General features: G+C 61.5%; 11 protein-coding genes and 1 pseudogene. 2 read left to right on the forward strand and 10 right to left on the reverse strand.

Annotated features, from left to right (window positions below; all coding sequences use genetic code 11):
- Positions 1-411 precede the first annotated feature (411 nt).
- From ACQY72_RS05500 to ACQY72_RS05515, 4 genes are all read right to left on the reverse strand, one after another.
- On the reverse strand, positions 412-4,545 hold the full coding sequence (locus tag ACQY72_RS05500; RefSeq protein ID WP_428156243.1) for an RHS repeat-associated core domain-containing protein: 4,134 nt from the start codon (positions 4,543-4,545) through the stop codon (positions 412-414).
- A 14-nt stretch (positions 4,546-4,559) separates the two neighbouring features.
- Positions 4,560-5,117 carry a hypothetical protein gene (locus tag ACQY72_RS05505; protein WP_428156244.1) on the reverse strand — a complete coding sequence of 186 codons (558 nt, stop codon included), beginning with the start codon at positions 5,115-5,117 and terminating at the stop codon, positions 4,560-4,562.
- On the reverse strand, positions 5,114-5,695 hold the full coding sequence (locus tag ACQY72_RS05510) for a hypothetical protein (RefSeq protein WP_428156245.1): 582 nt from the start codon (positions 5,693-5,695) through the stop codon (positions 5,114-5,116). The genes ACQY72_RS05505 and ACQY72_RS05510 overlap by 4 nt, the downstream gene beginning before the upstream one ends.
- Positions 5,696-5,881: 186 nt before the next feature.
- Positions 5,882-6,220: a helix-turn-helix domain-containing protein gene (locus tag ACQY72_RS05515; RefSeq protein WP_428156246.1), complete on the reverse strand. Its 339-nt coding sequence runs from the start codon at positions 6,218-6,220 to the stop codon at positions 5,882-5,884.
- 355 nt (positions 6,221-6,575) lie between these two features.
- On the opposite strand from ACQY72_RS05515, the gene ACQY72_RS05520 reads away from it, so the two are divergent.
- Positions 6,576-6,962, forward strand: coding sequence for a helix-turn-helix domain-containing protein (locus ACQY72_RS05520; RefSeq protein WP_428156247.1), 387 nt, complete (start codon positions 6,576-6,578; stop codon positions 6,960-6,962).
- Positions 6,963-7,659: 697 nt separating this feature from the next.
- Here ACQY72_RS05520 and ACQY72_RS05525 read toward each other — a convergent pair.
- The 5 genes and pseudogenes from ACQY72_RS05525 to ACQY72_RS05545 all read right to left on the reverse strand — a co-directional run bounded on the left by ACQY72_RS05525 (position 7,660) and on the right by ACQY72_RS05545 (position 9,794).
- Complete coding sequence (locus ACQY72_RS05525) at positions 7,660-7,902, reverse strand: helix-turn-helix domain-containing protein (protein WP_428156248.1); 243 nt, start codon at positions 7,900-7,902, stop codon at positions 7,660-7,662.
- A complete protein-coding gene (locus tag ACQY72_RS05530) occupies positions 7,877-8,314 on the reverse strand; it encodes a hypothetical protein (RefSeq protein WP_428156249.1) in 438 nt (145 codons plus the stop codon). The genes ACQY72_RS05525 and ACQY72_RS05530 overlap by 26 nt, the downstream gene beginning before the upstream one ends.
- Before the next feature lie 48 nt (positions 8,315-8,362).
- A complete protein-coding gene (locus ACQY72_RS05535) occupies positions 8,363-8,707 on the reverse strand; it encodes a hypothetical protein (protein WP_428156250.1) in 345 nt (114 codons plus the stop codon).
- A 540-nt stretch (positions 8,708-9,247) separates the two neighbouring features.
- A pseudogene (locus ACQY72_RS05540) lies at positions 9,248-9,388 on the reverse strand (helix-turn-helix domain-containing protein); the annotation flags it as partial.
- A 46-nt stretch (positions 9,389-9,434) separates the two neighbouring features.
- Positions 9,435-9,794, reverse strand: coding sequence for a helix-turn-helix domain-containing protein (locus ACQY72_RS05545; RefSeq protein WP_428156251.1), 360 nt, complete (start codon positions 9,792-9,794; stop codon positions 9,435-9,437).
- 339 nt (positions 9,795-10,133) lie between these two features.
- Between ACQY72_RS05545 and ACQY72_RS05550 the strand changes: the two genes are divergently transcribed.
- Positions 10,134-10,991: a Ku protein gene (locus ACQY72_RS05550; protein ID WP_428156252.1), complete on the forward strand. Its 858-nt coding sequence runs from the start codon at positions 10,134-10,136 to the stop codon at positions 10,989-10,991.
- 3 nt (positions 10,992-10,994) lie between these two features.
- Here ACQY72_RS05550 and ligD read toward each other — a convergent pair whose 3' ends face one another.
- Positions 10,995-13,535 (reverse strand): DNA ligase D, encoded by a 2,541-nt coding sequence (gene ligD / locus ACQY72_RS05555; RefSeq protein ID WP_428156253.1) that lies wholly within the window; start codon positions 13,533-13,535, stop codon positions 10,995-10,997.
- Between the last annotated feature and the right edge of the window lie 71 nt (positions 13,536-13,606).

Genomic DNA, 13,606 nt, shown 5'->3' on the forward strand with positions numbered 1-13,606 from the left:
GATCCAAAACACTTTTCAAACCCAACAACATTTCATTAGCCTGCCAACCTTTGCCTCTTTCACGCCATGGCAGATGCGACTTAGGTGGCCTCTACCGCCTAACTTCAACTGGGTGAGGCCGTTGTTGCATCGACCAGTTAAGTCGACAGCAGTGCGTGGATGGCGGCCGCCTAGAAACCAGGAGGATGAGTGATCTGCTTCCTGTCAAGCTGAACCTGACAGCATTTTATTACTTCTCTATAAACCAACTGATTATTATAGATCGACCCCAAGCTACCAAAATCGCCAAAATTCCAGACCCTGCTAGGATCCCTGCGGAATGACGAGCGTTACTCGGAAATAACAGCTCAGCAAAAAACCCCCCTGAAAGAAGTAATATCAACACAAGGGAGAAAATATTTACATACTTTTTCATCGAGTACAACCCGGCGGTGGCGTCGATAGGGACAGGAAGTAACTCGTGCCCCCCAATGCTAAACCGAAAACTGAAAACGCTTTTGGTGTTGTGATAAATACTCGCAGCGTGCCGGACCCGAGCCCCCAGCCACCAGTCCAGCGAGACACTTCTCGATTCGACTCCATCATAGCACGATAATTATCACAGGCTCTTCGCGCGTAAGATTCGGACATCTGCATGCGACCATTATCATCACAGAAAAATCGATCATCGCCCGGATTCAAAGCTGCTTCACATTGTTCCCGTGCACTAGGTGCGGGTGGTGGTGCTACCCCGCTATTACCATTTCCACTAGGATTTCCCACGGGCTGCGGATTTGGACCTGAAGGGCCGCACAAAGCTGGGTTTCGATCACATGGTCCGGGCGAAGAAGGTGGACGTTTAGTGCCATTAACGCAGACGTCGTTTACGTATGGCGCATTGGAAGGATTGGGGCCACGAACGACGATTGGAGTAATCTTTATACCATCGCATTCTTGCAACCCAGACGGATCTGACAAGTTCACGGGATCGGCTCCGACATAACCATACACATTAGCCCCAGCCTGATACCCGATCGGATCGGTCTGCATGAAGCGCCCGAGCTGCGGGGCGTAGGCTCTGGCCCGATAGTGGTAGAGCTGGGCCTGCGGCAGCCACATCTGCCCCGTGTACTGGAACCGGCCGCTGTTGCCCGAGCCCGGCTGGCCGTACTCATCGTAGGTGTTGGTCGTCAGCGCGTTGGCCGAACCGTCGGCAATCGACACGACCGAGCCCCGCTCGTCCGCCAGCAGATAACGGCGGTCGTAGGTCGCGCCTTCATAGGCCGTAACCACATTGTCCAGACCCAATCCCGGCACATAGCGCTTCAGCAGAGCGCCGGATGTGCCGTACTCTCCGATCACTTGCTGGCCGTCGTAGAGGAAGCGTATCGCAGCTCCACCGCCATCCGTTGTCTGATAGAGGCGGCCTGACGGGTCATAGGACATTCCCAACCAGCCCGAAGTCGTGTTCGCCGCCGTCAGTTGATTTAGCCCATCGTAGGTTTGCGTGTTGGTTCCACCAATCTGAACGATGTTACCCCGGCCGTCATAGCCGACGCCCGCGCCATTGACGCTGGTGACCTGGTTCTTGCCGTTGTTGGCGTAGGCCGTGTTGCCCGTTCCCGGCGTATAGGCATAGACTGGGTTCGACATCGTCCGGCTGACGATCTGGCCGGCGGGATTGTAGCCGTAGGTCAGCGTCAGATCGTTCGCCGTCCCCGCCAGGTCGTGGCTCAAACTGATCAGGCGGCTCGCGCCGTCATAGCTCCTGTAGGTCGTCGCGCCGTTCGCGCGGCCCTGAGCAATGGGCCGGCCCAGGTTGTCATAGGCCAACGACGTCAGCGACCAGTTCGTCGCGCCATTCTCGCGGATCGCCGTCAGGTCGTTGGCGAGGTTGTAGTCATAGGTCACCCAGAAGCCGTCCGGCCACGACATCGACGTGCGACGTCCCGCCAGATCATACCCATAGCTGACCGTGCCCAACCCCGCCTGCGCCTGGGAGATCAGACGACCGAGCGCATCATAGGTGTTGGAGGAGGACGCCCCGCCGCCCGTGAAGTTCGTCCCCTTCAAGCGATTGAGGTTGTCATAGCTGATCGTGCGATCCGCGATCGCCGATCCACCCGTCGAAACCTGACGATTCAGGGCGTCGTAGCCAGAGCCTATGGTTTCCCCCGCCCGGTTGCGGAAGCTGATGACATTGGAGCCGGCGTCATAGCCATATTGCTCGTAGTCGCTGGTCGAAGACGTCCCGCTGCCGGTCGTCGCATCGGGATAGCGCAGCTGCGACAGCCGGTCGAAGCCGTCGTAGACCATGGTCGAGACGTTGCCCGCCCCGTCCTTCAGCGTCAGCGGCTTGCCGTTGGCGGTGTAGGTCGCGCTCTCGGTGATCGGCGCGCCGGACAGATAGCCGGACGTCGATTGCTTGAGCCGTCCGGCAGGGTCGTATTCGTACTTGATGATCCGGTCGGGGCCATAGGCGCCCGCTGCACCTAAGGCGCAGGCCGAGCCCGGCAGGCTGTTGAAGGCCGCCGGGTTCATCCGTTGCGTCACGCAGTCCTGACGCCCCGCAGCGTCATAGCTGACATGGGTCACCGCATGCGCCTGGCCGCCGCCGTGTTGGGCCACCACCACCGGGCGTCCGAAGCCGTCATAGGCGGTCAGCTGCTGCTGAAGGCTGACAAAGCCGTTCCAGTCCCCGTCGCTGATGCCATTGACCGCTCCCACGTCAACCTGCGTCGGCCGACTACCGGCGTCATAGGTCACGCGCTGCGCCCGGCGCATCAGGCTGCCGCTTCCATCGGGATCCGGGCCGATCACGCCGACCGGGCGACGCGCCGTATCGTAGCGGTAGGTGGTGGTGTCCTCAGCTCCCGGCAGCGGGCCATCCACCGACGCCACGTCGCCGTTCGCCCTATAGGCCGTCGTCACCGAAGCGCTCAGCGCGCCTGTGCCATCGCGTTGCGTCACGACCGTCGGCAGCAGGTTGTTCGCTACACCCGCCGAGCCGTACTGGATCGTCTGACGCACCTCATCAACCGTGCCCACGCACGCCGCCGCAGCATTGGTCGCGCACGACGATACCGAAACCGGCAGGACAATGGAACTGGGTGCGGCCACGATGGTCCCCGCACCGTTCTTGTAATAGGCCGTCTGCGCCGCGTAGCCGATCCGCGTCTGAGGACGAACCGCGTTAGAGGTCGGCGCAGGCGCCGTCACCGTCAGCAGCCCTCCGTGGCTCGCATCGTAGGTGTAGTCGGTCACTCCGCCGCGCGCATCGGTCGTCGATGCGGGAAGATTGCAAGTGATCGGGTTGGTGCAAGCGGCTGGGAAGCTCGCGGATGTCGTGACAGGAGAGAGGCCTGATCCTGGCTTCGGCGTCAGCGTGGTCTGCGTGACATTGCCCCGACCATCGTAAATGTAGCCGGCAGAAATGCCTCCCGGAGCCACGGTGGACGTCAGGCGTCCCTGAGCATCCCAAGTGAAGGTCGTCGTCGCGCTCATCTCATTCGTTGCTGAAACTGGTCGGTTGGTCGAGATTTTTGACACTACGACATTCGTTGATCCGTCCGGCGCCGTGACCGTCGCTGTTCGATTGTCGGCGGCATCAGTGAAATTATACGTCCAGGTCGCTGCGCCATTCGACCAAGATGACACTTTGCCAGAAGCATAGCTGACCGATAAATCGTCTGTAGTACTTCCTGGAAGACGAACCTTTAGACCCGCATAGTTGTAGGTGGTCGTGCGGCCCGCTTGGTCGGTGACGGTGTCCACCTGCCTCACGGAACCCGTGTAGGTCGCACTAGGCCAAACTCGCGAATAACTGCACGCTGCGGCACTCGGATCGCAGTAGTCCACGGCCATATTGAAGCCTGTGGCGCCAACAACAGTCAGCCATGGCGACACCGCATTCTGATTAGAGGGTATGGAATTGCTGCTATAGGCATACTTGACCTGATAGCCGAAATTATTGGTCACAGACTGCAGGCGTCGGAACGTTACCGTTGTGATACAGGGGTTAGATGCCTGATATATGCAGACATTGGCGGCTGAATAAGTGAAGTTCAAAACCTCACCATTCACCTGAGAAATGCTTGTGATCAGCCCCGCATTGCCTTGATAGATCATATACTGACCACCAAGACTTCGTGCGAACGTTGCCGACAACCCATCACTCGACTTATAGGTATAAGCCGTTGTGGTTTCGGTCAATGTAGACCCGGAACCATCAAGGGAAGTCCACACAGAACCGGACTTCTGGAATCTCTCCGAATTTAGCCCAATCGAGATTGTTAATACCGAACCGGAGAGGTTTGCCGTGCCAATAAAATTGTCTCGCCACTGGTTAGAGCCAAAATATGATCGGCTCAGGCTCAGGCCGCCTGCTCCCGGCTGACCGATTGTGAGATCGGTTGCAGTATGAACAAACTGCCCGGAAATCAAATCCACACCGCGCCCATCCAGAGTGAAGTGGTCCGGTGGCGGCGGAGCGTTTGTCTGCGCCAAGACGGGCGTGGCGATCAGGGCGCTGCTGACCAGCAGGGCGGCTTTAAGCGTGTTGTTCATAATCTCCCCCGAGATCAGTAGCAGCAGGTGCCGGTGTGCCAGACAGCCGTCCAGCCTGAATAGATGACGAGATTGCCGTCGTTCTGCATGACGAGCCGCGCGCCGGGATGACCACCCGTGCCGCTCTGCCAAGTCAGTTCGTTTTGTGGGCCACGCATGACGAGGTTGCCGTCCGTCTGCAGACTCAGCACCGTTCCTCGACCATTGGCGGTGTTGGTCGACCACAGCGCCCCCGGAGGACCGTAGATCACCGCGTTGCTGTCGCCCGCTTGAAGCAAAAAGAACAAGCGGCCGTCCGCCGAAACAAGCCGTTGTCCCGGCAACAAATCCTGACCGGGAAGCAGTTGATCGCCTGCGGTCCGGGCACCGGCCTGTTCCGCCATCCGGCCGTCCCGATTGTTGGCGACATCCAATTCGTAACGCGTCCGATAGCCGCCATTCGGCGGGGCCTTGGTCGTCGCCGCCAACCGGCCATGGACGTCGTAAAAGTAGGTCTCGGTCTGATGCGCCTCAGCCGAAAAAGAGACACCGCCAAGGACAATTGCAGCCGCGAGGAAAAGGCGACGGCTCACCGGTAACCAACCTTATCCACGCGCACATGAGCGATCGGAATAAACCATGTCCGAAACTCGATTAAATGCCCCGCGCGAGACGCGTCCATCTGGAACGGCACTTCAACCCATTGGTAGGTCCAAGGCGCTCGCCAAGAGGCGTGCGACAAATACCCGGTCGCTAATGCTTCTCCCGCTGTGGCGTCATAAACATCGAGCCGAATAGCTGTGGCCGATCCTGAGACATCGACCCAGTCGACCATCATCCGCCAGACTGCGACACGGCTGCCGGCCGGCACATCGGGCGCGTACGGTCCATAAGTCATGTAATGCTGAGGCTGGTTGATATTGGCCGCCCAGCCATCCGCCTCTGCAAAGCCCACGACGTGAGGTAGGTTTTCCGCCTCCCAAACCGCCATCATTGTCGGACCACTGGCGCGCTCGGCGCGGTTGTCCGCCCCATCGAGCGCGTAGGCCGTTACAATCGACGAGGACGGGGTGTCGCGATGCACGGAGGAAAGGCGTCCGTGTGCATCATAGACATAGGCTTGGCTCTCCTGCGCACCGACGGGGCTTGAGCCGAACACGACGGCGGCCAAGACCGCGCACACCCGCCAACGCTGCATAAGACGTTCCCCCTAGATGTAGGGTCAGGGGAAACCCTGTGGACGTCAATGGCGACGCTTAAACAACTGTGGATATCGTTCTGGAGCAAGCTAGGCATCTACCCGAAGTCCGCCTTCCGCCAATGCCGCATTAGGCGCAAAGCGCCCTACCCTTCAGCCTTAGTCAGCTTCTACGCGACGAAACGCTTCCACTAGCGCTGTCACGGCCTCTCGCTGTTCAGGTCCCAGCGCGCTCCAGGCTCGGACGAGTCGCGCCGTTCCCGGCGTCTCTTCAGGCTTTTGCCCGAGCAGATCTCCGACTTCGCATTTGAGGAACTCTGCGGCCATCAGCAGCTTGGCTATCCGCACGCTGTTTCGGCCCTGCTCGTACTTCTGTACCTGCTGGAAGGTGACGCCCATGGCTTTGCCAAGTTGCACTTGCGTGAAGCCGAGGGCTTCTCGGCGCAGACGCAAGGCCTCGCCGATCTGAGCATCAAAGCGCTTTTCGTAGGCATCCATAGCGGAAGTCATGACCCCGTCCGATCGCTGGTCAAGCTATTCCTTCGCACCTAAATTTCCATGAGCACCACACCTCACGATGCGGCATCGTTTCGCTGATTGCCAGTGCTCGAAATGCCTGCCTCCAACGCTTTTACGCCAGCGCCGATAAAGCTTGTGCCGCCGCAGACGCTGAGATTCCACCTTGTAGGCAAATCACTGCCGACTGCTGTTAGCCCGAGACGCCCAAACGAACGACAGTCATTGTCCATTTAACCAGGATGAGTCTCCGACGCACGGCCGTCGCTGGTTGAAGCGTTGCTTCATACATTCTGAGCTTGCATAACAAAACTGTCGGCTGTTGGTGGATAGGATTATGGTTGGTGTAATCTCGCAGGCCCCTCAAGTTGTAGACATAGCTGTCGGCGCTCGGGTCGCCACACGTCGGCTAGCGCTGGGCCTGTCTCAAGCGGAACTTGCGAAGGGTATTGGGGTAAGCTTTCAGCAGGTTCAGAAGTACGAAACCGGAAAAAATCGGATCTCGTCGTCGAGGCTTTCAAAAATCGCCGTCGTTCTGGATGCGCCAATGACCTATTTTTTCGACGGTGTCCCAGCAGGCTCTGACACCCAGATTGCGCATCCAATCGTCACACCCTGGGCGAACGAGCTCATCACGCTAGAGGCAGACCTCTCCGCCAACGCACGTAAGCTGATCCTGAACATGGCGCAGCAACTCGCAATGCGAGACATCTCTCCAGACTAACCCAACGGATGGCGAAGCGTTCTGCCGGTCTCTGGATAGGTAAAAGGCCAAAAACCGACACTTTGAGCTCAACAGAGCGAGAAGGCCGCCGGACGACCGACGCGATCGCCAAGCGGCTCACCAATCACGTCAAGCTGCAAGCGCTGCAAGAGGCCAGTCATAGAGCCGTCGCCAAGTTCCGACTCCTCACGGTCTGATCAGACGTGTGGCGATACGGTCAACAATCAGACCTCGCCGTTTACGCCCGGCCTGACGGCCCTGGCGTAATCTGTTCCGCCAGGCCCCGAAGACCCTGCTCAATCTCTAACCCCGAACTCGCCGCAAGATCCGCCAAGGCCAGAAGCGCCCGATGGATATGGGCTTCAACCACACCGTTCGACATGACTGTCTCCAACCGTTTCTGGTTGGTGTTATAATATAAACTAAGCGGGCGGCCTACATTCGTATTCGGCGGGTTTTTCTGCAAGGCTAAGCGCAAGCGCACGCGCCTGAGGCGCGAGCGGATCACCAATGTTTTCTAACATTTCCGCCATCTCAGCCGTCATCTGCACGACGTAGGACCTGATCGCCGACGCGGCCAAAGCGCTTCCCATAACACACCCTCCACGTTGCGTTACACTTGTTACAGGTTGCAATGTTTAGCGCGTTAAGCAAGTGCAAACGCATACGATGAGGATCGGGACGGTCGCTGTCCGGCTCAGTCTTCGTCGAGGACAGGCAAAACGTCTTCGAGGTCGGCCTGCAACACTCGGCATAGCCGCCAGAGCGTAGACATATAGACCTTCCCCTCCCCGGCCTCGATCGCCGCCAACTCAGCCGGCCTCACCGCACCGGCGTGCGCCACATCACTGAGTTCAAGCCCCATTGCGCGACGAAAGCCTAGCAGTCGCCCGCCGATGTAGCGGTCGGTGGCGTCAACGGGTTCGTGGACCTGGGTCATGCCAGTCGCCCCTTGCGCTTAATCCCCAGAACAGAGCGGCCAACAGGCCGGCGAACAGGACGTAGGAGGTGCTGATATAGGCCCGTCCGAAGATCTCCGGGTTGAGCGCGAAGCTGACATGTGTGATCGCCTGCGCGAGTTGAAGGGCGGCCGCCCAGACTAACCAGCCCTGTAACGTGCGCCAGACCAGGGCGACCAGCAGCAACAAATAGCCGGCGTCGACCACCATGATGATCCACTGCGCCGCCTCGGGGCGCGTCCGATCCTGAACCAGGGCGCTGAGTACTGAGCCGAGCACCATGCCGGCTGCGGCGAGGCGCAGCGCTTGACCGCCTTTCCAAAGGGCGAGCGCCAGGCACAGGACCATCGCCAGCGTCAGGCCGATCTGGAGAGGAGTATGGAGCCATTCCATGCCGCACCGTGGCCCGCGACGCGGATGCGCACAAGACCGCACAGGTCATCAGGCCGCCACCTGAAGCGGACCGGTCGCAACGGTGCGCGCCGCCTCGGGCTTTCCCGTCAAAGGTCCCATCAAACGGGTCTCGCGGCCAATCAGCGCCGGCGCTGCTTGTTCCAGAGCGGCGTGCGCCGCGACCAGCCGGGCGCGGGCTTCGCCGAGCGCGCGGATCGCTTCAGCGGTTTCCGAGACAGCCTGGGCGCCCAGCACCGCCGACAGCCGATGATCGAGGCGCATCTCCGCCATAAGACCAATGAGGGCGCTTGCGGCCATAAGGCTCTGATCGGCCTGATCCTCCGCCTTGAACAGGGCGTTGGCGATCGCCTGAGCCATTTCACGTCGTTGCATATCCGCTCCTCCAGCCGGCGACCTCGGTCGCGCGGCGGATCGTCATTGATGGGCGGAAAGCAGGGCCTAGCGGCCGGACAGCAAGCGATCGAGGGCCTGGACCGCCAGCTGGAGCTGGACGCTGCCGCCGAGAAGGGCGGACAGCACGGCGATGGCGACGGCGGCGATCACAGGGATCATCGCCAGTTTGCGGATCCGCTCGGCAACGCTGGCGGCCGGGGCGGCCGATCGTTCCCGCTGGGGAGAACGAGCGCGATGCAGAGTATCTCGCGCATCAAATCGAGAGGCGAGAGATAGGGTTGCAGGATCCGCGTCAGGTCGAGCAGCCGTTGGGCCGTCTCCCGTTCCTCGGTCGTCGCCGCCAAGTCCTCGAAAATCGCCTCCAGCTCCCCCCACGTGATCGAGGGAAGATGACATCCCGAGTGCGGCATCCAGGCCTCCTTTCCGTGGAGGATCAGAGCGGCCTTCCGGCTCGGATGGGAGGGGGAACGGCGCCTCTACGGGGTCATTCCGTAGAAGGTCAGCACAGAGTCTGGCGGCCTGTCGACGGCTGCCGACGCCAAGTTTTCGACAAGCGTTCTCAATGTGTTTGTCGATTGTCTTGGCCGATCGACCCAGCTCCAGGGCGATCTCCTTGGACTGCAGTCCGTCTCGCACTCGCGACAGACAGGCCGCCTCCATCGGCGTCAGCCGCACACCGAGAATGTCAAGCGAGGCCGAGGCCACCTCAGACGGCGTCTAGCGCCTTGGCCATCGCCAGAAGCCCTTCGCGGTGGCGCGGCGAATGGATGGCGCAATAGGCTTTGAGAAGTTGCACGGCGCCAGGCGTGTGCAAGAGGTCTGTGGGAAGCGCCTCGTCGGTATCGTCGGATGTACGCAGGAAAGACGCTGGAGCGTCCTGAAGCGCTTGCGCGATCTGGATCAGACGCGACGCTGAGATTCGATTGGCGCCCCGCTCATACTTTTGCACCTGCTGGAACGTCACACCGATGGCGACGGCAAGCGTCTGCTGGGTCAGGCGAAGAGCCTCGCGGCGTTGACGAACGCGTGCGCCGATTTCGATGTCGTTGGGGTCGATGTCCGCCATGAGTCTCTATCTCCAAGCGTTGACCATGCAATCATTAACGTTGCTGCGCAACGGCGACGCCTCAAGGAATCCAGCATGGCGCATGGCCAAGAACCCGTTCTGTTTTGTAACGGCAGAGGCGAAAGGTTCTGTTCTAAGGACAGATGTCCTTGCCCACTCTTGTCTCAGCTAAAACTGTCGTCACCGTGCCAATAAAGCATCATCGGGCTTGGATGCAAAAGGACATGTTTGTTTAAAGCCTCGCTGGAGTAACACCTTCTGTGACCGGTGGATTTTCCATGAGGCAACGCCTGATCGGCTGCGACGTTAGGTCGTCGAACCGAGCGAAGGATGACGATCATGGCCGCGCGCCCCACCTGGCAGGGACATCTGAAGCTGTCGCTGGTGACCTGTCCCGTCGCCCTTTACACAGCCACCTCGTCCAGCGCCCATGTCAGCTTCCATCTGATCAACCCGGATACCAACAACCGCATCCGCATGGTGCCGACCGACCCGGACGCCGGCCCGGTCGAGCGGTCGGACTTGGTCAAGGGCTATGAGGTGTCCAAGGACGAATATGTCCTGTTCGACGACGCCGATTTCGACAAGGTCAAGCTGGAGACCACGCGCACCATCTCGATCGACAGCTTCGTCGACGAAGGCGACATTGATCGCCTGTACTGGGACGATCCCTTCTATGTCGTGCCGGAGAAGGGCGTGGGAGCCGAGGCGTTCGCCGTTATCCGCGACGCGATGAAATCGGCGGGCAAGATCGCCATCGGCAGTCTGGTCCTGCGCGGCCGCGAGCGTCAACTGGCGCTGGAGGTGCGAGGCAAGGGCCTGATCGCCTATTCGCTGCGCCCGCATGACGAGGTGCGCGACGCCGAAGACTATTTCGACGATATCCCGGCGTTGAAGGCCGACAAGGACATGGTCGAGATCGCCAGCCGCATCATCGCCCAGAAGGACACGGAGTTCGACCCGACCAGGTTCAAGGACCGCTACGACGACGCCCTGCGCGAAATGATCAAGGCCAAGCAGAAAGGCGGCAAGGGCGTGGTCGCTGCGCCCGAACCCGACGACACCAATGTGATCGACCTGATGCAGGCCCTGCGCAACAGTCTGGCGGGGTCGGCTGCCGCCAAGAAACCCGCGGCGAAGAAGCCGGTCAAGGCGTCCGCCAAGAAGAAGCCCGCCGCAAAGAAGAAGGCGGCCTGACCTCTAAAGCCCCATCGCCTTGAGCGCGGACCGAAGGCTGACTTCGCCGGCCCGGAAATCCTTCCACGGATCGGCCTTCTTCAGCAGAACCTGCGCGTCTTGAAGGGTGAAGGCGCGCGGATCGAGGCCCGTCCTCACCTGGCCCCACGAAAGCGGGAAAGCGATCCCCGCCCCCGGCCGCGCGCGCGGCGACCAGGGCGCGACCGCCGTGGCCGATCGGCCGTTTCTCAGATAGTCGATAAAGATCTTTCCGCCCCTAGCCTTCTTGGCCAGGGTGGTGGTGAAACGGTCGGGGTCGGCGCGGCGCACCTCCTCCGACACCGCCTTGGCGAAGGCCTTGCACTGGTCCCATTCGATCCGGCTCCGGCCAGCCGAGCGGATGGGCGCGACAACATGCAATCCCTTGCCGCCGGTCGTCTTGACGAACGGGTGCAGGCCCAGCGCCTCCAGCGCCTTTCGCACGGTCCTGGCGGCCGCGATCACATCGGCGAAGTCCAGCCCCTCGTCCGGGTCGAGATCTAACGTCACCTCTTCGGGCGTCTCCGGGTCTCCGGGCCGACAGCCCCAGGGATGCAGTTCCAGACCGCCCGACTGAGCGATGGCCACAAGGCCGCCGACATCGGCGACGGCCACATAGGGTTTGCGGTCGCCGACGTCGATCAGTTTCAGACGCGGGTTCGAACCCCGCATGGCGTGCCGCTGGAAGAAGGTCTCGCCTTCGATCCCCTCCGGCGCGCGGATGATGGAGGTCGGACGCTCGGCCACATGTGGCAGGATCCGCTCCGCCGCCATCTCATAGTATCGCGCCAGGTCCGCCTTGGTGATCGCCGGCCGTCCGTTCGCGGCAGGCCACAGGATCTTGTCCGGGCTGGATAGGGTGACGCCCGCGACGACGACCTTCGACTTGGCGGATTTTGCCGACGCTGCTCTCGCTTTCACGGGCGGCTGCGGATCGTCCACCACCTCGGCGGGCGCCTTATCCTCGCGCAGGCCCTTGAAGGCCGCATGACGCAACGACCCGCCCTCGGTCAGGCCGCCGTGCTCCAGTTCCGCCACCAACACCGGCCTGACCCAGTGAACATCCTTGCCGCCTCTCGGCGCACCCTTGCCTGTAAAGGGCGAGGTCTCGGCCGCCGCGCTCTTCAAGGCCGGCAGCAGGGTCTTCAGCAGGGGCGCCGCATAGCCCGTGCCGACCCGGCCGAGATGGCGAAGCCCCTCCCCCTCGACCACGCCGACCAGCAGGGATCGGAACCGCGTCCCGCCCTCGGACGACCAGCCCCCGATCACCACCTCGTCATGCCCCCGGCACTTGGACTTGACCCAGGTCGCCGATCGGCCCGCGTGATAGGGCGCATCCAGTTTCTTGGAGATCACCCCTTCCAGATCCATCCGGCAGGCGCTGTCCAGAACCGCCTGACCGGTCGAGGCGAAATGATCGACATAGCGCAGCCGACCCCGCCCCTTCTTCGGTACGCGATCCACATGGGCCTGAAGCCGCGCCTTGCGATGCGACAGCGGCAGCTTGCGCAGATCCTCTTCGCCCTCGGCCAGCAGGTCGAAAGCGAAATAGACCAGCCGCCCCGTATCCTCGTCAGATATGGCGGCCTGCAACGCCGAGAAGTCCGGCGTTTGATCGTCGCTCAGCGCGCACAGTTCGCCGTCCACGACCCCGTCGGGCCAGGTCGCTGCGTCCGCCGCCAGTTCGGGAAACCGCTCTGTCCAATCATGCCCGCGCCGGGTATAGAGTTTCGCCTTGCCGCCGCCCGTCGCCACCTGAATGCGATAGCCGTCGAACTTGATCTCATGCACCCAGCCGGCGCCGCCCGGCGGATGATCGACGACCTTGCACAGCTGGATCGGCACGAAGGCTGACGGCTTCGAAAGCGTCGCCTCGCCAGGCTGGGCCCTGGGCTTTCTCGGTCCCTTGCGCGCCACCGGCAGTGACGCCGTCCACTCGGCCTTTCCCGTGGCGATCTCGGCCAGGCTGCGGCCGGTCGCGACCGAGGCGTCGATCTCCATATTGGCGTCCCCTTCGCCCGGCACAGCCGCCTCGTCCTTCTCCTTGATCAGCAGCCAGTTATTGCGTTTCGAAGGCTTGCCGCGATCCGACTTCAGCCGCACCAGGGCCCAGCCGCCGCTCAGCCGTTCCCCGTGCAGGATCATCTTCAGCGATCCGCGCGCCAGCGCCGCCTCCACATCCGGCTCCTGCGGCTCCCATTTACCCTGGTCCCAAAGCTGGACCGTCCCCGCGCCATAGTTGCCGGACGGAATGGTCCCCTCGAACGTCCCGTAATCCAGCGGATGATCCTCGACCTCCACCGCCAGACGTTTGACGGCCGGATCGCGCGACGGCGCCTTGGTCACGGCCCACGACTTGAGCACGCCCTCATGTTCGATGCGGAAGTCATAATGCAGCCGCGTCGCCGCATGACGCTGGATCAGATAGGTCAGCCTGCCCTTGCGACCGGCCTTGGCCTGACCCGAGGGCTCCGGCGTGCGGCTGAAAACCCGCTTGGCCCGATAGGTGTCCAGTCCATTCGCCATCTGCCGCTCCCGCCTTGATGGCAGGAACGCCCGTTGCGAGGTTTCGATCAAAGCCGCAAGCGATCGCTTAA

It is taken from the genome of Brevundimonas sp., assembly GCF_965279155.1.
GTDB lineage: Bacteria > Pseudomonadota > Alphaproteobacteria > Caulobacterales > Caulobacteraceae > Brevundimonas.